Source organism: Agrobacterium sp. CCNWLW32, from assembly GCF_037083425.1.
In the GTDB taxonomy this organism is placed as follows: domain Bacteria; phylum Pseudomonadota; class Alphaproteobacteria; order Rhizobiales; family Rhizobiaceae; genus Agrobacterium; species Agrobacterium radiobacter.
In genome coordinates, this window is record NZ_JBAOJM010000004.1 from 87,717 (window position 1) to 113,195 (window position 25,479).

The following is a 25,479-nucleotide window of genomic DNA, read 5'->3' on the forward strand; positions in this document are numbered from 1 at the left end:
TCCTCTTTATTGCGGGTCATTTGCCCCGCTTATGGTTAGGCAGCCTTGCTGACCGGGACGGGCAGCGGTGAGAAGGGAATGTCGGGGTAACCGAAGGCCGCCGGCCCGACGACCTCAAGCGCGCGTGCGCTGCGCAACAGATCGTGGCAGGGGATGGCGATGACGGCCACGCGCTGGCCGTAGCGCAGCACTTCAGTGGTGATCGGATAACCGGTGTCGACATCGAGCAGGACGATCAGGTCGGGGACCGTCACTTCCACCTTGCCGTCACGGGTAAACAGCAGGAACTCGTTCTGGATGGCGACGCCCGCCGTCTGGCCCGCGCAATCATCAAAGCCGGACAGCGTGAGATCGCCGACCGCGAAACCGCCGCGCAGATGGCGCTTCAGATCGGTGATCTTGCCGTTGAAGATGCGCCGTCCGCCTTCGAGCGCGCAGACAGCCGCAATCGGGTCTTCCTGCTGCTTGCGGGCGCGGATAACCGCCTCCCCGATGGCAATCGCCTTGGTATAGGTTTTCGGAATGCCGTATTGATGCACGTAATGCGCCTGCATCGGCGCGGTCGCCAGCATCGCGCCGCCGCCCTGCGAAACGACGCAGGCACGCGCCATACGCTCGTGCCAGACCTCGGAAACGGCGTGGCTGAAGATCACGGCATTGCCGTGAAGGTCGCACATCACCGATGGCGTGGAACTGTGACCGTAGATGGAGAAGGTCGTCATCTGCATCTCAGGGAAGGCCCGGCCCATGCCGTCGCAATCGAGGATCGGCAGGCCGCCGAGCGCAGCCGTCACCAGCGGGTTCATGGAGTTGGAACCGCCGATTTCCTCGCAGACGATCGCGTCTACTGGCGTGCGGATCAGCTCTTCCATGGCGCGCAGGCAGCGCAGGCCTTCACGGCCTTCGCGGATGCGCTCGACACCAACCACCGGTGCGCCGATGCCGCCGATGGACATGCAAAGCGCGTCCGGCTCAATGGCGTCAGTCGCAAGGATCTTCATCTCGTAACCGGCCTTCATGGCCTCCAGCGCCAGAAGCTTGCCCAGATAGGGATTGCCGCCGCCGCCCGTGCCGAGAATGCCCGCACCGATTTCCAGCGCGTCGAGATCTTCCCGCGTCAGCGTACGCAATGCCGCCTCGTCATATTTCAGCTTGCGCGTCTCAGCCATGATTGGCTCCCATTTCTCCAACGACTTTCACATGAATGCGGGTGGCATTGCCGGGCAGATAGGCAAGCGGCATGTCCTCGCGCTCGATCACTTCCAGCGTTTCGGCAAGCGCGCCTGCCGCAATCGCCTTCTCGCGCGCCTCGGCCTCGGCTTCGGCAAGCGCGCTTTCACGCGTGCGCCCCTCGATCAGCGAGAAGACGCGGTCCGTCTCGCCGCTGATCTGCGCGATTGCCGCACCGACGGCATTCGCCACCGCGAAATTTTCGGGGCGGATGACTTCCAGTTCACCGATACGGTCCGGCATGAGAATGGAGCCGCCGCCAACCGCGATGACAGGCACCGGCGAGGACGAGATGCGGCTGCGTTCCACACAGGACTCGAGCATGGCGTTGATCTTTTCGACCGCAGCATCCACAAGCCGCTTGTCGAGAGTGGAAACCAGCGCCTTTTCGCCCACATCCGCCTTGCCGGACGCGACCGCGATATCCGTCGCGGTCAGGGTCGTGCCACCGAAGCAGAGCGCCTCACGGCGGACCCGGTAACCGACTGATTTCGGGCCGACGGTCAGGCCATGGTCGCCATTGACCACCAGCGAGCCGCCGCCGAGACCGATGGAAAACACATCCGGCATGCGGAAATTGGTGCGCACGCCGCCAATATCCACCGTCGTGGAAGCCTGTCGTGGAAAGCCGTGCGACAGCGAACCGACATCGGAGGTGGTGCCGCCGACATCGACCACAACGGCATCCTTGAGGCCGGTGAGGAAGGCCGCACCACGCATGGAATTCGTCGGGCCGGAGGCGAAGGTGAGCACAGGGAAGCCGCGCACCACATCCGCCGCCATCAGCGTGCCGTCGTTCTGGGTGATGTAGAACGGGCAGGTTATGCCCGCTGCCTTCAGCGCCTCGCCGAAAGCGGCAACGGTGCGGTCCGCAAGCGAAAGAAGGCTGGCATTCATGATCGCAGCACTTTCGCGGGCGAGCAGACCATGCCGTCCGATATCCTTGGACATAACCACCGGCAGGCCGGGGCAGCGCTCCTGCAGGATATCCTTCGCCCGCACTTCCATCGCATCATTGATGCCGCTGAAGACGCAGGTGACGGCCGCGGCCTTCAGGCCCTTTGCGCGGATATCGGCGGCGATGCGGACGATTTCGTCCTCATCGAGGGCTGAGATTTCGCGACCGTCGAATTCATATCCGCCGCGGACCTGATAACCGTGGTTACCAACGATTTCCCGGAGGTCATCCGGCCAGTCGACCATCGGCGGCAGGCCGGCGCCGGAAGGCAGGCCGAGCCGGATGGCGGCGACCTCGTCCATATGCCGCCGCTCGATCACCGCATTGGTGAAATGCGTGGTGCCGATCATCACGGCACCGATGTGTGCCCTGTCGATGCCCGACGCCTCGATTACCTTTTCAAGGGCTTCGATGACACCTGATGTCACATCCTCGGTGGTGGAGGCTTTCACCCCCGCCAGAACGGTTTTATCCTGTAACACAACGGCATCGGTATTTGTGCCGCCGACGTCAATTCCAACGCGATACACGTCAGGCTCCTCTTTTATCAATCGGTCGTTTTTACGAGGAAGCGCATACGCTCTTCCTCTGTCACGGTGGGTTTCAGGCGCTCTTCCTCGTCGGTGACGACGGGGATCGCCGCGATAAGGGCGCGGGTGTAGGGATGCTTCGGCTCGGCGAAAACCGCAGACGTCACCCCTTCCTCGACGATCTCGCCACGCAGCATGATGGCGATGCGCGAACAGAAATTGCGCATCAGCGACAGGTCGTGCGAGATCATCAGATAGGTCAGGCCAAGCTCTTCCCGCAGCTGCAGCAGAAGGTCGATAACGGTCTTCTGCACGGAGACATCAAGCGCCGCCGTCGGCTCGTCGAGGATGAGGATCTTCGGTTCAGCCGCGAGTGCACGGGCAATGGCGACACGCTGCTTCTGTCCGCCGGAAAGTTCATGCGGATATTTACCGAGATAGGATTGCGGCAATCGCACCAGCCCCATCAGTTCCTGCATCCGGCGTTCGCGCGCCTCACCGTCCATACCGATGGATTTCAACGGTAGGGTAAGCGTCTGCCTGACCGTGCGCTTCGGATTTAGGGAAGTGCCCGGATTTTGATAGACGATCTGCGTCAGCCGCTTGCCACGGCCGGGAGACGGGGCGTCGATGACAAGATTGCCGGAGGTCGGGCGAGAAAGTCCCATGATCATCCGGGCGACCGAGGTTTTTCCAGAACCGGACTCGCCCGCAAGACCGAAAATTTCGCCGTCCTTCAGCGTCAGGTTCACATCGCGCACGGCGTGGTAACCGTTGCGTCTGCCATAAATCTTGTTCAGGCCCTCGATGGTAACGATCGGCGAGCGTGTGCTCTGCGCCAGATCGGCGACACGGGGACCGTAGAGCGGCGGCACCGCATCCAGCAGCGAATGCGTGTAGTCCGCAGCGGGAGCGTGCAGGATTTGCGTGCAGGGACCGGTCTCGACGATGTCGCCATGGTGCATAACCACGACCCGATCCGCCACCTTACGTACGACACCGAGATTATGGGTGATCATCAGCAGCGCCATATTTTCTTCGGCAACCAGCTGGTTGATGAGATTGAGAATTTCATCCTGCGTGGTGACGTCGAGCGCGGTGCCGGGCTCATCCGCGATGAGGAGCTTCGGCTGATGCAGCAACGCAAGCCCGATCAACACGCGCTGGCGCATGCCGCCCGAAAGCTCGGACGGATAGGCATTCATGACCCGCTCGGTATCGCCAAGCTGCACGCGGCGCAGAACCGCTGCGATACGGGTGCGGCGCTCTGCCTTGGACGAGTTGATGCCGTTGCGCTTGTCGGCAAAGCGCATGACATCATCGAGATGCGTGCCGATCTTGAAGACCGGATTGAAGGAAGACAGCGGGTCCTGCATGATCAGCGAAAACGCCGTTCCCTTAAGCGCCTCGCGTTCCCTTCGCGGCATGGCGAGCACATCCCGCCCGTCGATGACAATGGCGCCGGAGGCAATAGTGGCATTCTTCGGCAAAGTGCCGATGATCGCCTTGGCGGTGACCGATTTACCCGATCCGGTTTCGCCGATCAGCGCCACCCGCTCGCCGGCTGAGACTGTGAAGGCGACATCGCGCAGCACCTGGCGCGTGCGACCGTAGTTGGTGAAGGTGACGTTGAGGTTTTCGACTTTGAGAAGCGGTTCAGTCATGGCTTTAGCTTTCCACGTCGAACATGTCACGCAGGCCGTCGCCCAGCAGATTGAAACCCAGCGTCACGTAAAGCACGGCCGCGCCGGGGCAGAGGACTTCCCACCAGAAATCCGGCATGAACTGGCGCCCATCGGCAACCATCGAGCCGAGATCGGGAGTTGGCGGCTTGACGCCGAAACCGAGGAAACTCAGCGTCGCGCCAAAGAGGATGACGAATGCCGCATCCAGCGTCGTCTTGACTGATATGACCGAGACGCAATTGGGCAGAATTTCGCGAAAGAGAATGTGCAGCGGACCCGCACCTGCAAGACGTGCCGCTTCGATATAGTCCTCGGATGCGATGGATTTCGACACCGAATAGATCAGCCGCGCATGCCAGGTCCACCATAGAAGCGTGATCGCGATCATGGCGTTCATCAAGGTGGGTTCCAGCAGGTTGGAGACCGCCAGCGCCATGACGAGGGGCGGCATGGCCAGCATCACATTCGTCAGGCCACTGATGATTTTCTCGGTCCAGCCGCCGAAATAACCGGCGACCAGGCCAAGCACAGTGCCGACCGGGACCGAGATGCCGAGCACGCCGATAACGAGAAGAAGCGAGACCCTGAGCCCGAAGACAGTGCGGGAAAAGATGTCGCGTCCGGCCTTGTCGGTTCCGAACCAGTGCTCCAGATCCGGCGGCATGTGGCGGGCACGGAAATCGACGACCGCGCCGATATGTTTGGGATAGGGTGTAAGCCAGGGCGCAAAGATCGCCAGAACCAGCACCGACAACAGGATCAGCGAACCGATGACCGCTGCCGGATTGCGGCTGAAGCGGTACCACATCATGTAACCGGCGCTTAAGCCCCGATCGGTGGGTTCGAGCATTTTCATGTCAGCCATCAGCGAGCCTCCTTGCGGCGCAGGCGCGGGTCGATGATCGAGATCAGGACATCAACGATCAGGTTCGCAACGATGAAGAACAGGCCGGCCACGAGCACCACGGCAGTCACGGCATTGAGGTCTTTCTGAAGGATGGCGTTCAGCCCGTAGGATGCGAATCCGCCCCAGGCGAAGACCATTTCGATCACGAAGGCATTGCCGATCAGCGAGGCGAATTCGAGCCCCATGATCGTCAGCGGCGCGATGGAGGAAAGCTTCAGCAGATAACGGAAGATGATGACCCGCTCCGGCACGCCGAAGCTTTGCAGGGTGAGCACGTGATCCTTGCGCTGGTTCTCGATCATCGAGGAACGCGTGATGCGGGTGATCTGGCCGATACCGGCCATGGAGAGCGCAAAGGCCGGCAGCGCAAGGTGCTTCAGCGCATCCAGCACTACATCGAACCGTCCGGCAAGCGTACCGTCGATCAGGATGAAGCCCGTCGGGCCACCCTGCCAGCCAAGTGAGTGATCGATCCTACCGATGATCGGCCAGCCGGAGAGAAAGCGAGCGGCCAGCAATTGCAGCGTGATGGCAAACAAAAAGCTCGGGATCGTCACGCCGGTGAGCGAGAGGATACGGCCGATATGGTCGAGCGGACGGTCGCGGTAATGCGCCGTGATGACGCCGAGCGGGATGGCGACGGCAAACATGAAGATGACCGAGACCAGAACCAGTTCGACGGTCGCAGGAACAGTCTGCGCGAGATCGGTGGTGACGGGGCGCTGGGAAACCAGCGAGAAACCGAGATCGCCGTGCAGGGCATTGCCGATATAGTCGAGATATTGGGCGGCGAGCGGTTTATCGAGACCCATCTCGCCGCGCAGCGCGTCCACCTGTTCCTGTGTTGCCGCGGGGCCGAGCGCCATGCGGGCGGGATCACCCGGCACCACGCGGGCGAGAACGAAAATCATGATGGACAGGGCGATCATGACCAGCACGAAAGCGCCGAGCCTGTTCAAAATCGCGACCAGCGGATGTTGCTGCATCGGTGGAACGTTCCTTGTGCATCAGTTGCCTGAGCACAAGTTTTCACCACCATCCCTTTTGAACAATCTCTGAAAGGTATAGTTTTTTGAAAGATGAGTATAGGTTTTTATGCTTAAACGCCCTATCCCTTTGTGAATGACACTCCTGCCCCGCACCCGCCTCTGCCGCCGAATCGCCAGCGAAACCGCCGGCATAATCTTTCTGCGCGCCCCGGCGGGCGCGGGAAAAAGCGTGCTGCTGGAAATGCTGGCAAAGGAGTTGGGAACGCAGATATGCCGCACGCACCAGCCGCGAAGCGATGATGCAGCAAATGACTGCCTTCTATGGGACGTGCCGGTTTTCGCACGGGCAGTGCGCATGCCCGCCGCCATTCTGGAAACGGTGCGTTTTATGGTCATTGCCTGCCGCCCGGATCAACGGATAAGCGGACTGGCCCGGCAGATCCTGCATCGCGGTTCGCTTACCATCGGACCGGATGAACTGGCGCTAGGGCAAGATGAGACCGAAAGCCTCCCCCCTCAACAGCGGCGTCTGGTACTGCAGGATTATGCAGGATGGCCGGCCTTTCTGTCGCTTGCCCGGCATCCGGATGAAAAGCTGTGTGCCGACTATCTTCGGGAAAACTACCTGCCGCATCTTTCACCCGCCCAGACGGTTGAGCTTTCATTCTGGCTCGAAAACCCCTCCGCAGAACCCGAGGCGGAATGGACAGAACTGCTGCCGCCCTTCCTGACTGGAACCCCCGAAAATCACCCCACCCTGATACGGCTTCTCACCCTGGCTGCGCGAGAACGTCTCGCCAGCTTGCAGGCCGGCAGCGCCGTGGTGGAGGTCGCATCGGCTTTTGAAAAGGCTGGACATGCGCTCGCGGCCATGGCGATGCTGCTCGACCGCGGTTATGAGACCCATGCCGCGCAAATTCTTGAACGCGCCCATGGCCGCGAACTGATCTACCGAAGCAGCGTCGACAGGTTTCGCGAGATCATCATGCGGTTTTCGCAGGATATGATCGCAACGAATGAAACCGTGCTCTTTGCCGTTACCCGCGCATTGCTGAAACAGGGTGAATTGCAGCGCGTGCGCCACCTGCTCGGCAAAAGCCTCGGATCGGATTATCTCGATCCGCTGAAGGTGCTTGCCCGGAGTTCACGTTTTTCCTTCGCCGCCCGCACCTTCCGGCTGAACCTGATGATTGCCGAGGATCTGACGCCCAATGACGCGGTGATAACGCGTCTCGCCGAGTTCATGGCCGATTATCCCATGGACGACCACGGCAAGTGGGCGGCCTATTACAATGCGCTGCTGGAGTTCGAAATTCGCCGCCGCAATTTCCGCGAGGCGGAGGCGGCTGCCGCCCGTGCGCTGATCTATCTGCGCAAGATGGGCGGGCAGCCCTTGCTCGAATTCTTCATCCACCTGCACCAGATCGTGTTGCGGCTGATGAGCGGTGATGTGCTTCTGGCGCGTCACGCAGCACAGGAGGCCCGCGCGCGGCTGGAACAGGTGCCGCATGATGCGGTGCAGGAGTTCCGGATGCTGCGGCTGGCGGAAGCCTGCCTTGCCTATGAGGCCGGAAAGCCCCGCGATCTCCTGCATTTCGTCGAACATGAATTCGATCATTTTGCTGCGGCCGAGATATGGCCGAGCCTCATGCAGTTCGCACTGCACTATGCTTCGCAGGTACTGATCGACCATTTTCCGATGACCGTTCGCCCGGGTTTTCTAGACGGTCTGTGGATTCATCTGTCGGAAGGGCTGCAATTCCATGCGATGATGGAAATCAGGACGGCCATCGCCTATCAGAACGCCAACCGCTGGGCGGATGCCGCTGCAACCCTTTCCGCGATCCGCATGCCGATGGGCCGCAACTGGGTGGAAAGTGCGCATGAGGACCTTTCCCGGCTGACGCGGCGCGATGAAATCGCCTATGTCATGGCCTGGCTGCGCGATGCGGTGCATCTTTTCACGCCGCGCGCCTATCTCTCCCGCCAGATCGACGCGATGATCGCCAACCCCAAGGTCACCAACCGCGAGAAAGTCGCGCTCAGAATATGGCAGAGCTATGCCGCGCACCAGCGTCGCGACAATGCCGCCGCCCGTGCCCATATTCTGACCGCGCTTGAATCGGCAACCCGCCTTGGCTGCAGCGGGGTTCTGTCGGAAGAGCGCGTCTTCCTGTCGCCGCTTCTCAACAATCGCCGCATCCGCAGTTTCATCGAAACCTCTTCCGATGTCCGCACCGCGCTGTCGATTTTCGCCACCTCGGTGAATTCACCGCAAGCGCGCGCCCTGCATGGCGGGCTTTCGCAGCGGGAAGCGCAGATGCTGCAACTTCTGGCCAGCGGCATGTCGAACAAGAAGATCGCCCAGACGCTTAACATTTCCGAAGTGACGGTGAAGTTTCACCTCGGCAACCTGTTCCGCAAGCTGGATTGCAAACGCCGCGCGGAGGCGATCCGCGCGGCGAAAGCACTGGGCTGGCTATAAGGTTCAGCGGTTGTTCTTCTTGCGCCATTCGGCAAAAGCCGTCTGGTGTTCTTCCTTGGTGCAGGGGTAAAGCCCGATGATCGTCTGGCCGGCCTTGACCTGCTCCACCACGAAATCTTCGTAAGCCGTCATTTCCACCGCCTCGGTCGCAACTTCGTCGGCAATGCCCGCGGGGATGACGATGACGCAATCCGCGTCACCAACGATGATGTCGCCGGGAAAGACCGGCGCATCGCCGCAGCCGATCGGGCCGTTGATTTCGATCGCCTCGTGTTTGGTCAGGTTGGTGGGGCTGGAAGGACGGGTGTGGTAAGCCGGAATATCCAGCTCGGCTATGGTGGCCGCATCACGGAAACCGCCATCGGAAACGATGCCCGCACCGCCGCGAACCATCAGGCGGGTCACCAGAATATCGCCGGCCGAGGCGGCGCTGGCATCCTTGCGGCTGTCCATGACAAGCACGTGGCCCGGCGGGCAGGTTTCGATGGCGACGCGCTGCGGATGGGCGGGATTGCGGAATTCGACGAGCTGGTTACGGTCTTCGCGGGCCGGCATGTAGCGCAGGGTGAAGGCCGGGCCGACCATGTTCTTGCCCTTGTAGCCCAGCGGGCGCACGCCCTGGATGACCTGGTTGCGCAGGCCGCGCTTGTAAAGCGCCGTCGCCAGGGTGGCGACGGAAATCGTCATCAGTTTTTCGCGCGTTTCATTGTTCATGTCTGTCTCCTCGCAATGGGCGGATGGATGTGTTTCAAGTTCTGTGAATGGGCTCGTCTATGAAGACGCCGCCCTGATATTTTGCGATCGCAGCCTCGGGATCGGGGCGCGGCACATCGCGTTCGATTTCCGCGCGGTAGCGCGCGGCATTATCGCGCCGCTGCCAGCCGAGAAAATCGACATGGGAATTATCCCACCAGCTGTCATCATTGGCGGATACGCCCCAGATGACCGGGCATCCAAGCTTCGGCACGCAGAAGGTGGCCTCGATCAGCGAAACGAAGTCGCCGTAGCTCAGCCAGGTCGACAGCATCCGCCAGTTGGAGGGCTTTTCTTCGCAAGAGCCAATCCGGACGATAGCAGTCTCCTGGCCGAATTTGGAATGGTAGAGGCTCGCCATCGCCTCGCCGAAAATCTTCGAGACGCCGTAGAGACCATCAGGCAGAAAGGGAGAATCGGGGGCAAGCTGTTTGCCCTGCGGGTAATAACCGATCGTGTGATTGCTGGAGGCGAAAAGAATGCGCGGCAGGCCGTTCAGCCGTGCCGCCTCGTAGAGATTGTAGACCCCGCGCAAATTGGCAGACTCAATCGGGTCGAAGGCCCTCTCGACGGAAACTCCGCCGAGATGAACGATGCCGTCGCAGCCCCTCACGAGATCATGGACCGCCTGCTCGTCCTCAAGCGCGCAACGAACGAGCTCTTCGTGAGGTGCTGGCGAACCGAGATCAACGACGTCAGAAAGACGAATGATTTCGGCGACATGGCCAAGCCGCCCGCGCAGCATGCTGCCCAGCTTGCCGCCGGCACCGGTGATGAGCAATCGCTTCAACATGATGGTGCCCCTTAGAAAATATCGGGCTCGCCGGCGGTGCGGCCGAAATCCGTCTGCAGGAAGTCGAAATCGCAACCTTGATCGGCCTGCGTGACATGCTTGGAGAAGAGATAACCATAACCGCGCTCATAACGCGGCGCAGGTGCCTGCCAGGCGGCACGGCGGCTGGCGATTTCCTCTTCGCTGACCAGCATGTCGAGGCGTCGCTGCGGCAGGTCGAGGCGCACGATATCGCCTGTTTTCAGGAGCGCGAGCGGGCCGCCGACGAAGCTTTCCGGCGCGACATGGAGAACGCAGGCGCCATAGGACGTGCCGGACATGCGCGCATCGGAAATGCGCACCATGTCGCGGTGGCCCTTCTTGATCAACGCCTTCGGGATGGGCAGCATACCCCATTCGGGAAAGCCGGGACCGCCGAGCGGACCGGCATTGCGCAGCACCAGAACATGATCCGGCGTGACATCAAGGTTCTCGTCGTCGATCGCCTTCTTCATCTCCGGATAGCTGTCGAAGACCAGCGCCGGGCCTTCGTGCACATGATATTTCGGATCGCAGGCAGCGGGCTTGATGACGGCGCCGTCAGGGCAAAGATTGCCGCGCAACACCGCAAGCGAGCCTTCCGCATAAACCGGATTGTCGAGCGAGCGAATGACGTCGTCGTTGTAGACCTTCGCGCCTTCGAGATTTTCACCCATGCTGCGGCCGGTTACGGTCAGCGCCGAACAGTCGAGGCGGCTTTCCAGCTGCTTCATCAGCGCGCGCAGACCGCCGGCATAATAAAAATCCTCCATCAGATAGTCTTTGCCGGAGGGGCGGACATTGGCGATGAGCGGCGTGACCCGGCCAAGTTCGTCCAGCTCGTCCAGCGTCATCGGCACGCCGGCGCGGCGCGCCATGGCGATCAGATGCACGACGGCATTGGTGGAGCAACCGGTCGCCATGGCGACGATGGCGGCATTGCGAAACGCCGTCGCGGTCAGAATACGGTCCGGCGTCAGCTCCTCGCCCACCATCTCCACGATACGCCGGCCGCAACCTGCCGACATGCGCTGGTGTTCGGCATCTACCGCCGGAATGGAGGAAGCTCCCGGCAGGGTGAGGCCAAGCGCATCGGTGATGGCGGTCATGGTCGAAGCGGTGCCCATGGTCATGCAGACACCGGCGGAGCGGGCGATGCCACCCTGCACGCCCCGCCATTCCTCATCCGTAACATTGCCGGCACGCCGCTCGTCCCAATATTTCCAGGCGTCCGAACCGGAACCGAGCACCTTGCCGGCATAATTGCCACGCAACATCGGGCCTGCAGGCAGATAGATCATCGGCACGCCGGCCGAAATCGCGCCCATGACGAGGCCGGGTGTCGTCTTGTCGCAACCGCCCATCAGCACCACGCCGTCAAGCGGATGCGAGCGGATCATTTCTTCCGTCTCCATCGCCAGCATGTTGCGGTAGAGCATGGATGTCGGCTTGGTGAAGCTCTCATCGACGGAGAGCGATGGCATTTCGACGGGGAAGCCGCCCGCTTGCAGGACACCACGCTTCACATCCTTCACCCGCTCTGGGAAATGCGAATGACAGGTGTTGAGCTCCGACCATGTATTCAGGATGCCGATGACGGGTTTGCCGACGAAATCCTCCTCCGCATAACCAAGCTGCATCATGCGCGAGCGGTGGCCGAAGCTGCGCAGGTCGTCGGGCGCGAACCAGCGGTCGGAACGGAGTTTTTTATCGGTCATGTCAATGGTCCTGCGTTGCGGGTTGCGCCTGGAGCTGTCAGTCCTGCCGGAGCGTCAGCCCGCTCGTCGTATCGAAAAGATGGATGTATTCCAGCGGCGCCGACAGACGGATGACTTCGTCAGCCGATGTCGAGGTCTGGCCGGAAAGATGCAGCGTCACCCGGGTGCCATCACCGAGAGTGCCGTAAAGATAGGACTCTCCGCCCAGCTGTTCGGCGGTGCGCACAGACATGGTCAGTGCGCCTTCGCCACCCGCCTGCACATGGTTCGGACGGACACCGAGCGTCACTTTCTGACCGGGCTTGTAGGCAAAACCGGTCTGCGGCAGGGGGATCAGTTCGCCGGTGGCGATCTTCAGGGACGGGGTTGCATCCGAAGTCACTTCGCCGGCGAAGAAGTTCATCTTCGGCGAGCCGATGAAGCCCGCCACGAAGAGATTGGCCGGGCGGTTATAGAGATCGAGCGGCACGCCGAACTGTTCGAGCTTGCCGGCGCGCAGAACGGCGATCTTGTCGGCCATGGTCATGGCTTCCACCTGATCATGCGTCACATAGATCATGGTATTGCCGAGACGCCGGTGCAGGCTGGAAATCTCGCCGCGCATGTCGACGCGCAGTTCCGCATCGAGGTTGGAAAGCGGCTCATCGAAAAGGAACACGCGCGGCTCGCGCACGACGGCGCGGCCAATGGCGACGCGCTGGCGCTGACCGCCGGACAGATCCTTCGGACGACGCTCCAGAAGCTGGTCGATCTGCAGCATCTTGGCCACCTGGTTGACCTTTTCAACGATGTCCTTCTTGGGTGTGCCGATATTCTCAAGCCCGAAGGACAGGTTTTCGCGAACCGTCATATGCGGATAAAGGGCGTAGGACTGGAACACCATGGCAAGGCCGCGATCTGCGGCCGGCACCGCGTTGACCACATCGCCGCCGATGACGATATCGCCGCCGCTCAATTCCTCAAGGCCCGAGATCATGCGCAGCAGGGTCGACTTGCCGCAGCCGGAAGGGCCAACGAAAACACAGAATTCGCCGTGCTTGATATCGAGATCGACACCCTTGATCACATCGAGGGCACCATATGTCTTTTTGACCTGACGAAGCTGAATACTTGCCATTGTCGTATTTCCTCCCTGAGGATTATTTGCCGCCCGTCGATGCAATGCCGGTGGCGATGTATTTTTGCAGGAACATGAAGACCAGCGCGATCGGCGCAAGCGTCAGCACCGTCATGGCCAGAAGATTGCTCCATTCCGTCGTCATCTCCCCCTGGAAGGAGTTGAGCGCCAGCTGCAGGGTGAAGTTGTCATTGCGGGTCAGCACGATCAGCGGCCAGAGGAAATCGTTCCAGCGCCACATGATCGCAAGGATCGCCAGAACGGCAAGCGCCGGCGCCGAGAGCGGCAGGATGATGCGCCAGTAGATCTTCCATTCGCTCGCCTTGTCCATGCGGGCGGCATCGAGGATTTCATCCGGGATCGTCAGCATATATTGCCGCAGCAGAAAGACACCGGTCGGGGTGGCGGCACCGGGAATGATGACGCCCCAGAGACTGTTGATCATGCCCAGCTGGCTGGTGATGAGAAACAGCGGCACCAGCACGACGGTCTGCGGGATCATCAGCGTGCCGACAACCAGCGCCAGCACCACGCCCCTGCCCTTGAACTGGTATTTCGAGAGCGCAAAGGCCGCCATGGAATTGACGATTAGCATGATGAGGGTTGACGTCACCGTGATGAAGGTCGAGTTCCAGAAATAAAGCGGAAAATTGAAGCGCTGGAAAAGCTCGGTGTAGTTTTCCGTGGCGAGCGCCACCTTTTCAGCAGGCTTCAGCTCGTTGAACTGCATCTTCAGGACTTCAGTGGGCTTTGCCGGGTCAACCACCTGGGCAACGAGGCCGATGCGCCTGATCATGCCGAACTTGCGGCCATCCTTGTCGACATAGGCCGGCAGCGGCGCTGCCTGCCCGTCCACCACCACGGTTTCCTGCGTATAGGGCAGGAGGCGCGGCGGGAAACGCTGCAGATCGGCTTCCGTCTTGAACGAGGAGAGCACCAGCCAGACGACGGGGCCGAACATCATCAGCACGGCCACGCCGAGATAGGCGTAGGACAGCCAGTCGGTCCAGTGCAGCTTGCCGTTGCGGCCGCGGGTACGGGTCAGAAATGCGCCAATCCTAGCCATCGACCTTGCTCCTGTTTGCCCGGAATTGCAGGGCGGTCAGCACCACGAGCACCACGGCGAGCAGCAGCGAAGCGGCAGCCGCAAGGCCGAAATTGCGGGGCGTCCCGGCAAAGCCGGTCTGATAGATAAACTGAATGATGAAGGTGGTCGCCGAACCCGGGCCGCCACCCGTGAAGGCAAAGACTTCATCGAAGGTCTGCACGCCCTTGATGAGCGACAGGACGAGAACGACGAGCATGGTGGGTGCAAGCAGCGGCAGCGTAATGCGCCGGAAGATGCGCCAAGGGCTTGCCTTGTCGAGCTGCGCCGCCTCATAGACATCGCGCGGGATCGCCTGCAGGCCGGCCAGAAGAATGAGCGTGTAGAAGCCCATATGCGCCCAGACTGAGAGGAAGACCGACCAGCCGAAGGCAAGATTGGCTTCGAGCAACCAGTCGACCGAACCGAGACCGAGGCCCTCCATCGCGGCGTTGAGAACGCCGAAACGCTGGAGAATCCACTTCCAGATCAAGGCCACAACGACGGGCGACAACAGCACGGGGAAGAAGAAGACGGCACGGAAGAACCCCCGCGCCCGGATATCGCGGTTGAGCACGATGGCCGTGATCAGCGAAAAGCCGACCATAAAACCCACCTGCAGCACCACGAAGAAAACCGTGTTCCAGACGGAGCGCCAGAACAGGTCACGCTCACAGGAATTGGGGTCGAGGTAGTTCTGACAGGAAAGAAGGACCGAGAAATTTTCGCCGCCCACGGCAGGGCGTTCGGAAAGCAATATGTGTTCGCTGCCGGTCACGGAATAGGCCATGTTCAGCACGATCGGCAGAAAGGCGAAGACCGCGAACAGGATCAGGTTTGGTGTGAGAAATACCCACGCGATCCGCCGATGGCCGAGAACCTTCTGCAGGAAGGCAAAGGGCAGTTCGACGATGCCCATGACGGGCGCAAGAAATTTATACATGAGGGTCCTCCTTCGATCCGGCGCGGCGCGGCATGCACCGCGCCGGAAGGCGATGGATCACTTTGCCTGTTTCAACGCTTCCTCGAGGTCCGTCTTCGCGCGGGCCATGGCCTCATCAACGGTGCTTTCACCGACGATGGCCTGCGTGATGCGCTGGACGGAGATGTTGAACATGGCGCGATTGTTCTTGTAACCCTGATAGGTGTAGGCAATCGGGCTGAGGCCGGGGATCTGGTCCAGCCAGGCGTTCATGGCCTTCTGCGTCGCAGGCGTCGCACCGGTATAGGTCACGCCCTTGTCGGCCACGGCCTTGTGGGCCGGAACGTTGCGGGTGCGAACGGTGAAGTCGAGATAATTCTCGTCCTGAGCGAGGAAGTTCAGGATGTCGGCAACGATTTTCGGGTTCTTGGTCTGCTTGAAGCCGACAACGCCGGTACCACCAGGCATGCCGGTGCAGGCAGCGCCACCACAGGGCTGCGGCACGACTTCCCAGTCAAACGCATCGCCGACCTGGCTGTCGAAACGCGCGGTCTGCCAGCTGCCGGAATAATAATAGACCAGCTGGCCGTTGATGAATTCCTGTGCGGCGTCACGATAGGTATTGCCGCCCTGTCCGGCCCAGACGTCGCGCGCCATGGTGCCGTCCTTGTTCCATTCGACGAATTTCTTCACGAAGGTCGTGAAGCCTTCATCGACGAGAATGGGCTTACCATCGGCGTCGAAAATCTTTGCGCCATAGGAAATGGCCGGACCGGCAATGCGGTGGCCGGAACGGTCGATGGCCATCGGATAGGGCGTACCGGTTGCCTTGGCGACGGCACTAGCAGCCTTCGCCCAATCGTCCAGCGTTGCATCCTTGCCGGGTACGGCCACATTGGCCTGATCGAACAGGGTGCGGTTGATGAAAGCGCCGGTGATGGTGAGCTGGGTGTGCATGCCGTAGATGCCCTTGTCGTCAGGGCCGCTGCGGTACCATTTCAGCACGTTCGAGAAATTGTCTTCCCAATATTTCGCGTCCACATAGGGCGTGAGATCGAGATAATAGCGGTTGAGACCGCCAAGGTCGGTTACGGTTGCGAAATCCGGGCCGCTGCCACCGGCGAGTTGCACGGGCAGGCCTTCCAGAAGCGCCTTGTAAGGCACGACGTCAGTGACGATCTTGACGTCCGTATGCTGCTTTTCGTAACGGGCGAGAATGTCCTTGAGGATCTCACAGCCGTTTCCGTCATAAGCGCAGGTGAAGCGCACTTCCTGCGCCGCCTGGGCGGCGCCAGCAAAGGACGCTGCGCCAATGGCGAGCGCCAGTGCCATGCTGTATTTTCTGGTCATCTGGTTTCCTCCCTTTAGATGATTATGCGTTGGCGGATGCGCGCGGTGCCCAGCCCTTGATCCACTCGCCTTCAGCGGCGTCGGACAGGCGAACCGGCTTTCCTTCCCTGACCGAGCGATAGATGGCGGTGACGAGTTCGATGGACTGCAAGCCGTCATGAACCGTCACTTCCTTGCCGCCGCGTCCTTCCATCGCGTCGGCAATGGCTTCGACAAAACCGGCAAAGCCGTTTTCGCCATCGGCCACCGTTGCCAGAACGGCGTCGATCTGATCCTGCGTCGTCGGTGCACGGGCGATGAAACGCCATGTGTCTTCAGCCGGGCGGTAGGGCAGCGTGCCGCTCTCGGCAGTGAACCCTTCAAAGCAGAAGCGCAGACGCGAGGTATCTTCGGCCGCACCGAGCGTGACCGAGCTCGTCGCCAGCGCACCGCTTTTCATGCGGAAGCTGAGCGCCGCGCAATCTTCGGTTTCGATCTTGTTGACGCGCGTGTCGGCCATGGCGAAAACTTCGTCGACCGGGCCGAGAACGTGGCAGAGAAGATCATGGGCGTGAATGGCGTGGCCGAGGATCGCGCCGCCGCACTCGCCCTTCCACGTACCGCGCCACGGAATGTCGTAATAGCTGGCGCCCCGGTTCCAATGGACTTCCGAGCTTGCGACAAAGGCCTTGCCCGCAAGACCGGCATCGATCAGCGCGCGCAGCTGCCGCATGGCGTGTCCGAAACGGTACTGGAAGACCGGAAACACACCGCGACCGGTCTTCTTGACGGAGTCGATCAGCGCGTTGGCCTCTTCCAGCGAGCGGACCAGCGGCTTTTCGCAGACCACATCCTTGCCCGCAGCATGCGCCTTCAGCGTGACAGGGAAATGCAGGTGCGGCGGCAGGCAGACGTCGATGAGCTGGATGCTCTCGTCGGCCAGAACCTCATCGAGATCGGTGGTCAGACGAATGGAGGTATCATCGCCGGCGACGGAGCGGGCGCGCTCCAGATCGAGATCGCAGATCGCCTTGACGACAAAGCGTTTGGGCAGTGCGCGATAGCCGCTCAGATGCTGGGCGCCGATGCCGGCGCCAATGATGGCAACACCGATCATTTCGAGACTCCCTCAGCCTTGGCCTGTGCCTGAAGCGAGAGGTCGCAGACCTTGAAGACGTGTTCCTGCGTCATTGCCGTTTCCGTGCGGTTGCGGATATCGTCGCAGATACGGGCGAAATAGGGCAAACCAGCATCGGAAGCATCAATATACTCGCAGCGGTCGCCATTCACGAGAACGAGGCGGTCGGTGCCTTCCGTATTGCCGACATCGACATATTTGCGCAGCTCGATGTAACCCTCGGTGCCGAGGATCGTCAGGCGGCCGTCACCCCAGGTCGGCAGCGCATCGGGCGTGTACCAGTCGACGCGGATATAACCGTGGCCCTTGTCACCGCGCAGCACGACTTCGCCGAAATCCTGCAGGCCCGGATCATCAGGGTTGGCATAATTGGCAACGGTGGCAGCCACGATCTCCACTTCGGTCGAGCCGGTGAAGAACATGAACTGGTCGATCTGATGGCTGGCGATATCGGTGATGATGCCGCCGTAAGCTTCACGCTCGAAGAACCACTTCGGACGGATCTGGCGGTTCAGACGATGCGGGCCGAGGCCGACAGTCTGAATGACGCGGCCGATGGCGCCCTGCGCGACGAGTTCAGCCGCCTTGGTCACGCTCGGAACTTCAAAACGCTCGGAGAAATCGACGGTCCAGATGCGTTTGGTCTTGGCCACGGTCTGGCGAAGGCGATCGAGCTGTTCGAAGGTGGTGCAGCCTGGCTTGTCGGACATGACATCCTTGCCGGCTTCCATGGCGGCGATGGCGAGGTCGGCACGCTTGGAGGGGATATCGGCAATCACCACGAGGTCGATGGTGCCATCCGCAAGCAGGGCTTCCTTCGATGCCGCACGCGGCACATTCGGGAAGCGTTTGACGAAACCTTCCACGACATCGGGTTCGCCTTCGGTCCACCAGCCGGCAAATTCCGCGCCAGCGTCCAGCAGATTCTGGGCCATGCCGAAAATATGCCGGTGCTCTATGCCAAGAGCGACGAACTTGATTGCTTTAGTCATCCTGCAGTTCCACTTCCTTGCCGGTGTCGGCCGAGTTGATGATCGCGTCGATCAATCTGTGAGACAAAAGAGCCGCGTCACCGGTGACGACCGGCGGGCGTCCTGAAGAGATGGCGTCTGCGAAATCCTCGAAGACGCCCTGATGCCATTCATGCGTGAAAGCCATGGGATCGGCGCCGCCGCCCGTGCCGGCGGCCGCGCCGCCGAAAGTCTCGTGCCGGCCATCACGCCAGTCGACATGCAACAGGCCGGAGGCGAGCCGCATACTGGCATTGTCGAAATGCAGGAGGATCGATTCCGCAGCACCGGGGAAACTTGCGGTGCTTGCGACGAGCGAACCGACAGCGCCGTTCTTGAAGCGCAGACCGGCAGAAACGTAATCTTCGGTTTCCATGCGATGGAAACGCGTCGTCGCCGCCATGGCCTGAACACGGGCGACCGGCCCCGTGAGGCTCAATGCCAGATCGATCGTATGAATTGCCTGGGAGATCAGAACGCCGCCGCCATCGCGCTCCAGGGTGCCGCGGCCCGGTTCATCATAATAGGATTGCGCACGCCACCACGGCACGGAAATTTCGCAGAGCCCCAGCGCTCCGAGCGTGCCGCCATCGACAAGCTCACGGGCTTTCTGCGATGCAGCCCGCATGCGGTGCTGGAAGATGATGCCGAGTGTGACGCCGGCGTCACGACAGAGAGCCACAAGACCATTGGCTTCCTGCGTATTCCGGGCGACGGGCTTTTCCATCAGGATGTGTTTGCCCGCTTTCGCGAGCTGTCCGACGATATCGATGCGGGCATTGGGCGGCGTCGCGATGATGGCGAAATCGACATCCGCATCGCGCGCCGCTTCCTCGACAGAGGAATAAACGACGACATCGTATCCGGCGTGTTTCGACGCTTCCGCGGCCAGCGCCCTGGCGCGGCCGGAACCACCATCAACGATTCCCTTCAGGCGAATTTTCTCAGGGCTTGCCGCACAGGCAAGCACATGCGTCTTCGCTACCATTCCGGCACCGACGATGACGCAGGTCTTGATATTTTGCATTTCGGGAGCCTCCTTCCCAATGCGCAATCATTTGCATACCGGTATGCCGGTTGTCAACACACTTGTGTTCCGGTATACCGGTTATGAAAACGCTGGAGGGTATATGCCGAAAATTCCCGTAACAGGTGGCACCGTGCCGACGATGGAACGACTGGACCTTCACCGTCCGGTCGTTGACCAGATCTATTCCGCGCTGAAATCGGCCATCCTTTCGCGGGAGCTTTTTCCCGGCCAGGCGGTTTCGGAAAACGAAATCGGGCAATCCTTCAGTTCCAGCCGAACGCCGGTGCGCGAAGCGCTGAGCCGCCTGCGGGATGACGGCCTGATCGTCACCCTGCCAAGCCGCGGGACCTATGTTTCGAGATTATCGGAAAAGAACATTCGCAGCGCGCAATTCATCCGCGAGGCCTTGGAGGTTGCAGCGGTTAGCAGGCTTTGCCAGATCGGCCTGACGGCGGAAGCCGAGCTGGAGATCGAACACGCCCTGAATGGCCAGCGTGCAGCCATGCGCCGCGGAGACAGAAAGGCTTTCCGCGTGCATGATGACCAGTTCCACAGCGCGCTTGCCGCTGCGACGGGTCTTGAGAGACTGGAAACGCTGCTGATCCGCGAAAAGGCGGGGCTGGATCGCCTGCGTGCACTCGCCATCACCGACGAGGCGCATATGGCACGCCTGCTCTCCGAACACGAGGCGGTTTACGACGCGATCAAGGCCGGGGACGAAGCCCGTGCGGCCGACGATTTGCGCAAGCACTTAAGGCGCGTCCTCGGCATTCTTTCGCAGGTTTTCGAGAACCATCAGGACTATTTCGAATAATTCTGCGGCATCTTTTTCAACGGTTCGAGCATCATGAATACGGCAAATCCCGGACAAACGCTTGCCATGTCACAGGCGAAACTTCTTTGCGACACGATGAGCACACTTGCGGAATCTCCTGTTTGGGACGAACGGCGACAGGTGCTTTTCTGGTGTGACATCCTCGGCAGAACGGTGCGGTCTGCAGCGCTTGAGCCGGGCTTCTATCGCGAATGGTCGTTCCCGCACACGGTATCGAGCCTCGGGCTTTGTCAGAACGGCGATCTTATCGTCGCCTGCGGCATGGATATTATCATCCTCGATCCGGATAGCGGCAAAACGCGCCTTCTCCATTCCATTCCGGCACCGGAAGGCATCCCCTGCCGGCTGAACGACGGACGGGTCGGCCCCGACGGCGCTTTCTGGGTGGGAACCATGCACAATGTGCCGCTCCCGGACATGCAGCCATATGGCGAACTTTGGCGGATCACCGAAAAGAGCGCCGAACGCATGCAGACCGGGCTGACATGCCCCAATGGGCTGGCCTTCTCCCAGGACGGATCGATCATGTGGCAGAGCGATTCCGTCCAGAAATGGATACGACGGCGAAAATTCGACAGCAGTAACGGCAGGTTCGATGAAGGCGTGCTGGTGGCCCAGATGACGGAAGAGACAGGAAGACCCGATGGCGGCTGTCTCGATAACAACGGCACTTATTACAGCGCAGGCGTTTCCGCCGGTCTGCTGAACGTTTTCACGCCCGACGGCAAGCAGGCGGAGGTCATCGCGGCCCCTGTCCCGCACCCCACCATGCCTTGCTTCGGAGGGCCCGATTTCAATATCCTGTTCCTGACATCACACCGCCACAACATGTCCGAGGACCGGCTGAACAAAGCACCATTTTCGGGCGGCGTCTGGGCGATCCCGACACAGACAAAAGGGTTCGCCGGCTTCCGTTTTGGCGACGATGGATAACGCCCGGAAGCCGGGTTCGAATTCCTATTCCTCCCGGAAGGCGCGGCTGATCTGGTCCGTCAGCGGCTTGGCGATATAGGACAGCGCCGTCCTTTCGCTGGTCTGAATGAAGGCCTCGGCCGGCATGCCCGGCACCAGCGGCGCATTGTTCAGCTTCTGCCGCTCGGAGACCGGTACGGAAATTCGTGCCAGATAATAGGAGAGGCCGCTACGCTGATCGGTGGTGATGTCAGCCGCAATGCGGCTGACATGGCCTTCCAGTTCCGGCGTGACCCGCTGGTTGAAGGCAGTCATGCGCAACATCGCCTTTTGCCCCACCTGCAGCTGATCAATATCCTTCGGAACGATCTGCACCTCCAGCGCCAGCTCGTCACCGTCAGGGACGATGAGCATGATCGGATCGGCCGGGGTCACCACGCCGCCCACGGTATGCACGGCCATTTCATGCACCATGCCGGATTGCGGCGCGACGATATCGATGCGCTTCAGCTGATCTTCGGCGGCGACCTTGCGCTCGACGAATTCCCCCATCTGGGCCTGTATCTCGCGCAGTTCCCGACCGACCTCGGTTCGTAATTCCTGATCGATCTGCAGGATTTGCAGCCTGGTTTCGGTGATGCGCCCCGCCGTCTGCGCCTGATAGGCGATTTTTTCGCCGCGCTCACCGCCGAATGTCGCGGCCTGTGTCTGCAGGCTGTTCAGCCGCTGCACGGACACGACACCCTGTTCGCGCAGGGATTTCTGCGAGGTGATTTCAGCCTCCAGCACGGCAAGGCCGTTATCATAGGCGACTTCCTGCGCCTTTAGCCCTTCGATCTCATGTTCGAATTGGGTGATGCGTTCCGAAAGCTGCGCTTTCCGCCCTTCGCGGTAAGATTTGCGGAATTCGAACAACTTGGTTTCACTGCGCATGGCGGAGGCGACATCGGGATCGTCCTTTCGCACGATGAGAGTCTGCGGAAAGACGAGTTCCGGCAGATCGTCACGCTCGGCCTCCAGCCTTGCCATCCTCGCATTCAACTCATCCAGACGTTTGGTGACGATGGCGAGATTGGCGCGGGTCTGGGTAGCGTCGAGGCGCATGACCACATCGCCGGCCTTCACCCTGTCGCCCTCGTTCACCAGAATTTCACCGACGACACCGCCGCTCGGGTGCTGCACCTTCTTGCTGTAGGAATCCACCACCAGATGGCCGGAGGCAACCACCGCGCCGGCAAGATTGGTCGTCGCGGCCCACCCGCCGACACCACCCAGCAGCACAACGCCAGTGGCAAGACCGGCAAGAAGATGTTTGCGGATGGAGTGGGACACATGGCTGCGCTGATCAATGTTTGACATCCGCATCTCCTTCCTGGCTGCTTTCTTCACGGACCTCTTCCAACACAGCAACCTGAGGCTGGGTATTGGCGACGACGCGCAGCGGCGAGACCGTCTGGGCGGATGCGGTAAATCCCTTGGCTGTCTGCGCCTGCGGAGCGCGCAGCACCTTCGACAACACCTCGTCGCGCGGGCCGAAGGCCTTCATCCGTCCCTCTTCCATCATCAGAATGAAATCGACGGCACCGATGGCGCTCGGCCGGTGGGCGACGACGACGGCGATACCGCCCCGCGCCTTGACCGAAGAAATCGACTTCACCACGGCGGCTTCGCCTTCCGCATCGAGATTGGCGTTCGGCTCGTCCAGCACGACGATGAAGGGATCACCATAAAGAGCCCGGGCAAGACCGATGCGCTGGCGCTGCCCGGCGGAAAGCGCCGAACCCGCCTCGCCGATATCGCTGTCATAACCCTTTTCGAAACGCAGGATCAGCTCATGCGCGCCGGCAGCCCTGGCCGCCGCGATGATGGCCTCGGGATCGGGATTATCCTCGAAACGGGAGATATTTTCACCGATCGTGCCGTCGAACAGTTCAACGCCCTGCGGCAGATAACCTATATGGCGGCCGAGCGTTTCCCGGTCCCACTGATCGAAACTTGCGCCGTCCAGTCGTACCTTGCCGGCAGCCGGCATCCACGCGCCGGCGAGAATGCGCGAAAGCGTGGATTTACCCGAGCCGGAGGGGCCGATAACGCCGAGCGCGTTTCCAGCGCTCACGACAAAACCGAGCCCGGTGACCGTCGGCTTTCTCTCTCCCGGCGGAACGATGGTGACGTTTTCGACCCGCAATTCCTTTTCAGGCTTCGGCAGCGCCATGGCGGCGGCATTGGCCGGCATCTGCGCGAAAAGCTCCCTCAGCCGCGCCCAGCTCTGGCGGGCGGCCACGAAGGACTTCCAGTTGGAGATGGCAAGATCAACGGGCGCCAAGGCCCGACCCATCATGATCGAACTGGCGATCATCACGCCGCCGGAGGCTTCCTGGTTGATGACAAGCCATGCCCCAACAGCAAGAATGGCCGATTGAAGCACCACCCGAAGGGATTTTGCAATATTGCCTAGACCGCCGGCCACATCACCCGCCTTGCGATTGGCGGCGAGATAGGCCTCGTTGGAATTCTGCCAACGTTTGCCAAGCCGACCACCCAGCCCCATGGCCTGCACTACTTCGGCGTTACGGCGCGAGGCCTCCAGCTGCCGGTTGCGGGCCATGTTTTCCACCATGGTGTCGCGGATCGGCTTCTGGGAGAAAATATTGGTAAGGATCGTAAGGGAGACGAGCAGTATCGCGCCGGCAAGGGCCGTAACGCCGATCCAGAAATGAAACAGAAAACATATGCCGAGATAAAGCGGCATCCACGGCAGATCAAAAAACGCCGTCGGCCCCGTGCCGGACAGAAAACCACGCACATTGTCGAGATCGCGCAACGGCTGCAGACCATCGCCCGGCATGCGATTGACGAGCGGCAGGCGCACCACCGCATCATGCACCCTGCCGGAGTGGCGCATATCAAAGTCTTCGCCGATACGGATCAGGACACGCGCGCGGATGATATCGAGCAGGCATTGAAAGCCATAAAGGCCAAGTGCGAGAAGAGCGAGCCCGACCAGTGTCGGCAGGCTACCGCTTGCCAGCACCCTGTCATAGACCTGCAGCATGAAGAGCGGCGACGTCAGCGCGAGTATGTTGACCACGCCACTGACGAGCGCGACGCCGAGAAACGTGCTTTTAAGGGGCGAAACAACCGCCGCAGTGAGGGACTGCGGCGGCGTCTGCTGGTGGTTTTGAAAGCCCACAGCCTGTTTTTCCTTTACGCGGCAAGCGCCGATGCGTTGGCAAAAATGAAGTCCGATGCATCGAGCACATTTGCATCAACGCCATTCAGCGTGATGGAGACGGAAGTGTCTGCTGCAGAAAGGATAACGGCATTTCCGTTATCATTATACCACAACAAATCGTCCACCGAAGTTGCGCCCCAGGCGGAAACATCGAGCGTATCCGTGCCATCCTGATAGCCGTAGGTTCCGGTTGGGCCGGCCTGCACGACATCATTACCGCCGGAGAATACGAAGGTATCCGCGCCGGCAAAGCCGGTCAGGGTGTTGGAGGCAGCCGTGTCCTCGATCACCGTGCCGGTGGCCGCAAAATAATCATAGAAGCCGGCCAGCGAACCGAAGCGGGCAAGCTGGTAAACCGCGAGATCGAGAAGATCGCGCGCGCCGGCGAGCGAGTAGGCGCTGTCGGGATCGATCAGCAGTTCCTGCTGGCTGACGGCGATGCCGCTGGTGGACTGGCTGTAGCCGGTGCCGAGAACGATGCTGTCGACCGAACCCGTCAGGTTGCCCTGGGAGTACTGCAGAGCGCCGCTCATGACGATGCCCTTGCCGCCGGAGCTGCCATCGCCCCACGCCTCATAGGTCGTGTTCGGATCGATGGTGGTGGTGGCGAGAGAGCTGGTCTGAGCGTCGTAGAACGCACCATAGGTCGAACCGAAACCGCTCGTCCAACCGTTGAGGTAACCGATCAGGTCGGAGGAAGACTGCGTCAGTTGAATTGTGGTAGCCATAGGTGTACTCCTTTGCTGGCCAATAGAGGTACCTTCGTCCTGTAGCGAAGGCGTTTCATCTCCGGGACGGGCT

General features: G+C 60.9%; 21 protein-coding genes. 3 read left to right on the forward strand and 18 right to left on the reverse strand.

The features are described from left to right. Positions 1 to 35 precede the first annotated feature (35 nt). The 5 genes from V6R85_RS10855 to V6R85_RS10875 are packed head-to-tail and all read right to left on the reverse strand — an operon-like array spanning position 36 to position 6,296. Positions 36 to 1,169 (reverse strand): DUF917 domain-containing protein, encoded by a 1,134-nt coding sequence (locus V6R85_RS10855; protein WP_112346558.1) that lies wholly within the window; start codon positions 1,167 to 1,169, stop codon positions 36 to 38. Beyond that, on the reverse strand, positions 1,162 to 2,718 hold the full coding sequence (locus tag V6R85_RS10860; RefSeq protein ID WP_112958585.1) for a hydantoinase/oxoprolinase N-terminal domain-containing protein: 1,557 nt from the start codon (positions 2,716 to 2,718) through the stop codon (positions 1,162 to 1,164). Before V6R85_RS10860 ends, V6R85_RS10855 begins: the two co-directional genes overlap by 8 nt. 17 nt (positions 2,719 to 2,735) lie before the next feature. Beyond that, positions 2,736 to 4,382 (reverse strand): ATP-binding cassette domain-containing protein, encoded by a 1,647-nt coding sequence (locus tag V6R85_RS10865; protein WP_112958584.1) that lies wholly within the window; start codon positions 4,380 to 4,382, stop codon positions 2,736 to 2,738. A gap of 4 nt (positions 4,383 to 4,386) precedes the next feature. Then, positions 4,387 to 5,268, reverse strand: coding sequence for an ABC transporter permease (locus tag V6R85_RS10870; RefSeq protein ID WP_019564714.1), 882 nt, complete (start codon positions 5,266 to 5,268; stop codon positions 4,387 to 4,389). After that, positions 5,268 to 6,296 (reverse strand): ABC transporter permease, encoded by a 1,029-nt coding sequence (locus V6R85_RS10875; RefSeq protein WP_111797146.1) that lies wholly within the window; start codon positions 6,294 to 6,296, stop codon positions 5,268 to 5,270. The genes V6R85_RS10870 and V6R85_RS10875 overlap by 1 nt, the downstream gene beginning before the upstream one ends. Positions 6,297 to 6,432: 136 nt before the next feature. Here V6R85_RS10875 and V6R85_RS10880 point away from each other — a divergent pair, with 136 nt between their 5' ends. Further along, positions 6,433 to 8,784, forward strand: a complete 2,352-nt coding sequence (locus tag V6R85_RS10880; RefSeq protein ID WP_162724166.1) for a helix-turn-helix transcriptional regulator — start codon at positions 6,433 to 6,435, stop codon at positions 8,782 to 8,784. A gap of 3 nt (positions 8,785 to 8,787) precedes the next feature. On the opposite strand, the gene V6R85_RS10885 is transcribed toward V6R85_RS10880, so the two are convergent. The 10 genes from V6R85_RS10885 to V6R85_RS10930 are packed head-to-tail and all read right to left on the reverse strand — an operon-like array spanning position 8,788 to position 19,693. Beyond that, on the reverse strand, positions 8,788 to 9,498 hold the full coding sequence (locus tag V6R85_RS10885) for a ribonuclease activity regulator RraA (protein ID WP_003506768.1): 711 nt from the start codon (positions 9,496 to 9,498) through the stop codon (positions 8,788 to 8,790). 34 nt (positions 9,499 to 9,532) lie between these two features. After that, positions 9,533 to 10,330 carry an NAD-dependent epimerase/dehydratase family protein gene (locus tag V6R85_RS10890; protein WP_111780369.1) on the reverse strand — a complete coding sequence of 266 codons (798 nt, stop codon included), beginning with the start codon at positions 10,328 to 10,330 and terminating at the stop codon, positions 9,533 to 9,535. 11 nt (positions 10,331 to 10,341) lie between these two features. Beyond that, on the reverse strand, positions 10,342 to 12,066 hold the full coding sequence (gene araD / locus V6R85_RS10895) for an L-arabinonate dehydratase (RefSeq protein WP_060724821.1): 1,725 nt from the start codon (positions 12,064 to 12,066) through the stop codon (positions 10,342 to 10,344). Between the two features lie 37 nt (positions 12,067 to 12,103). Next, on the reverse strand, positions 12,104 to 13,183 hold the full coding sequence (locus V6R85_RS10900) for an ABC transporter ATP-binding protein (protein ID WP_112952805.1): 1,080 nt from the start codon (positions 13,181 to 13,183) through the stop codon (positions 12,104 to 12,106). Between the two features lie 22 nt (positions 13,184 to 13,205). Next, on the reverse strand, positions 13,206 to 14,249 hold the full coding sequence (locus V6R85_RS10905) for a carbohydrate ABC transporter permease (protein WP_060724823.1): 1,044 nt from the start codon (positions 14,247 to 14,249) through the stop codon (positions 13,206 to 13,208). Further along, positions 14,242 to 15,210 carry a carbohydrate ABC transporter permease gene (locus V6R85_RS10910; RefSeq protein WP_003506778.1) on the reverse strand — a complete coding sequence of 323 codons (969 nt, stop codon included), beginning with the start codon at positions 15,208 to 15,210 and terminating at the stop codon, positions 14,242 to 14,244. The genes V6R85_RS10905 and V6R85_RS10910 overlap by 8 nt, the downstream gene beginning before the upstream one ends. Before the next feature lie 57 nt (positions 15,211 to 15,267). Beyond that, positions 15,268 to 16,539, reverse strand: a complete 1,272-nt coding sequence (locus V6R85_RS10915) for an ABC transporter substrate-binding protein (protein ID WP_020808679.1) — start codon at positions 16,537 to 16,539, stop codon at positions 15,268 to 15,270. A 22-nt stretch (positions 16,540 to 16,561) separates the two neighbouring features. Beyond that, entirely contained in the window at positions 16,562 to 17,635 is a 1,074-nt protein-coding gene (locus V6R85_RS10920) for a Gfo/Idh/MocA family protein (RefSeq protein WP_003506782.1), read from the reverse strand. Continuing rightward, entirely contained in the window at positions 17,632 to 18,648 is a 1,017-nt protein-coding gene (locus V6R85_RS10925) for a Gfo/Idh/MocA family protein (RefSeq protein WP_020808678.1), read from the reverse strand. Before V6R85_RS10925 ends, V6R85_RS10920 begins: the two co-directional genes overlap by 4 nt. Then, positions 18,641 to 19,693: a Gfo/Idh/MocA family protein gene (locus V6R85_RS10930; protein ID WP_111791754.1), complete on the reverse strand. Its 1,053-nt coding sequence runs from the start codon at positions 19,691 to 19,693 to the stop codon at positions 18,641 to 18,643. The genes V6R85_RS10925 and V6R85_RS10930 overlap by 8 nt, the downstream gene beginning before the upstream one ends. Positions 19,694 to 19,796: 103 nt before the next feature. On the opposite strand from V6R85_RS10930, the gene V6R85_RS10935 reads away from it, so the two are divergent. Together V6R85_RS10935 and V6R85_RS10940 are read left to right on the forward strand one after the other, a co-directional pair. Further along, on the forward strand, positions 19,797 to 20,510 hold the full coding sequence (locus tag V6R85_RS10935) for a GntR family transcriptional regulator (RefSeq protein WP_020808676.1): 714 nt from the start codon (positions 19,797 to 19,799) through the stop codon (positions 20,508 to 20,510). Positions 20,511 to 20,543: 33 nt separating this feature from the next. After that, positions 20,544 to 21,464, forward strand: a complete 921-nt coding sequence (locus V6R85_RS10940; RefSeq protein WP_162691101.1) for an SMP-30/gluconolactonase/LRE family protein — start codon at positions 20,544 to 20,546, stop codon at positions 21,462 to 21,464. A 24-nt stretch (positions 21,465 to 21,488) separates the two neighbouring features. Here the strand turns inward: V6R85_RS10940 and V6R85_RS10945 are convergent, their stop codons facing one another. Genes V6R85_RS10945 through V6R85_RS10955 form a run of 3 tightly spaced genes read right to left on the reverse strand, consistent with a single transcriptional unit; the run spans position 21,489 to position 25,406 of the window. After that, complete coding sequence (locus V6R85_RS10945) at positions 21,489 to 22,802, reverse strand: HlyD family type I secretion periplasmic adaptor subunit (protein ID WP_003506792.1); 1,314 nt, start codon at positions 22,800 to 22,802, stop codon at positions 21,489 to 21,491. Beyond that, entirely contained in the window at positions 22,789 to 24,636 is a 1,848-nt protein-coding gene (locus tag V6R85_RS10950) for a type I secretion system permease/ATPase (protein ID WP_111797143.1), read from the reverse strand. The genes V6R85_RS10945 and V6R85_RS10950 overlap by 14 nt, the downstream gene beginning before the upstream one ends. A 14-nt stretch (positions 24,637 to 24,650) precedes the next feature. Next, positions 24,651 to 25,406 carry a hypothetical protein gene (locus V6R85_RS10955; protein WP_003506796.1) on the reverse strand — a complete coding sequence of 252 codons (756 nt, stop codon included), beginning with the start codon at positions 25,404 to 25,406 and terminating at the stop codon, positions 24,651 to 24,653. Positions 25,407 to 25,479 lie beyond the last annotated feature (73 nt).

What these genes read in the sequence shown, in the direction of transcription:
- V6R85_RS10855 (WP_112346558.1), bottom strand. Translation starts at nt 1,169, where the DNA reads ATGGCTGAGACGCGCAAGCTGAAATATGACGAGGCGGCATTGCGTACG.
- V6R85_RS10865 (WP_112958584.1), bottom strand. Translation starts at nt 4,382, where the DNA reads ATGACTGAACCGCTTCTCAAAGTCGAAAACCTCAACGTCACCTTCACC.
- V6R85_RS10870 (WP_019564714.1), bottom strand. Translation starts at nt 5,268, where the DNA reads ATGGCTGACATGAAAATGCTCGAACCCACCGATCGGGGCTTAAGCGCC.
- V6R85_RS10875 (WP_111797146.1), bottom strand. Translation starts at nt 6,296, where the DNA reads ATGCAGCAACATCCGCTGGTCGCGATTTTGAACAGGCTCGGCGCTTTC.
- V6R85_RS10880 (WP_162724166.1), top strand. Translation starts at nt 6,433, where the DNA reads ATGACACTCCTGCCCCGCACCCGCCTCTGCCGCCGAATCGCCAGCGAA.
- V6R85_RS10885 (WP_003506768.1), bottom strand. Translation starts at nt 9,498, where the DNA reads ATGAACAATGAAACGCGCGAAAAACTGATGACGATTTCCGTCGCCACC.
- V6R85_RS10890 (WP_111780369.1), bottom strand. Translation starts at nt 10,330, where the DNA reads ATGTTGAAGCGATTGCTCATCACCGGTGCCGGCGGCAAGCTGGGCAGC.
- araD (WP_060724821.1), bottom strand. Translation starts at nt 12,066, where the DNA reads ATGACCGATAAAAAACTCCGTTCCGACCGCTGGTTCGCGCCCGACGAC.
- V6R85_RS10900 (WP_112952805.1), bottom strand. Translation starts at nt 13,183, where the DNA reads ATGGCAAGTATTCAGCTTCGTCAGGTCAAAAAGACATATGGTGCCCTC.
- V6R85_RS10905 (WP_060724823.1), bottom strand. Translation starts at nt 14,249, where the DNA reads ATGGCTAGGATTGGCGCATTTCTGACCCGTACCCGCGGCCGCAACGGC.
- V6R85_RS10910 (WP_003506778.1), bottom strand. Translation starts at nt 15,210, where the DNA reads ATGTATAAATTTCTTGCGCCCGTCATGGGCATCGTCGAACTGCCCTTT.
- V6R85_RS10915 (WP_020808679.1), bottom strand. Translation starts at nt 16,539, where the DNA reads ATGACCAGAAAATACAGCATGGCACTGGCGCTCGCCATTGGCGCAGCG.
- V6R85_RS10920 (WP_003506782.1), bottom strand. Translation starts at nt 17,635, where the DNA reads ATGATCGGTGTTGCCATCATTGGCGCCGGCATCGGCGCCCAGCATCTG.
- V6R85_RS10925 (WP_020808678.1), bottom strand. Translation starts at nt 18,648, where the DNA reads ATGACTAAAGCAATCAAGTTCGTCGCTCTTGGCATAGAGCACCGGCAT.
- V6R85_RS10930 (WP_111791754.1), bottom strand. Translation starts at nt 19,693, where the DNA reads ATGCAAAATATCAAGACCTGCGTCATCGTCGGTGCCGGAATGGTAGCG.
- V6R85_RS10935 (WP_020808676.1), top strand. Translation starts at nt 19,797, where the DNA reads ATGCCGAAAATTCCCGTAACAGGTGGCACCGTGCCGACGATGGAACGA.
- V6R85_RS10940 (WP_162691101.1), top strand. Translation starts at nt 20,544, where the DNA reads ATGAATACGGCAAATCCCGGACAAACGCTTGCCATGTCACAGGCGAAA.
- V6R85_RS10945 (WP_003506792.1), bottom strand. Translation starts at nt 22,802, where the DNA reads ATGTCAAACATTGATCAGCGCAGCCATGTGTCCCACTCCATCCGCAAA.
- V6R85_RS10955 (WP_003506796.1), bottom strand. Translation starts at nt 25,406, where the DNA reads ATGGCTACCACAATTCAACTGACGCAGTCTTCCTCCGACCTGATCGGT.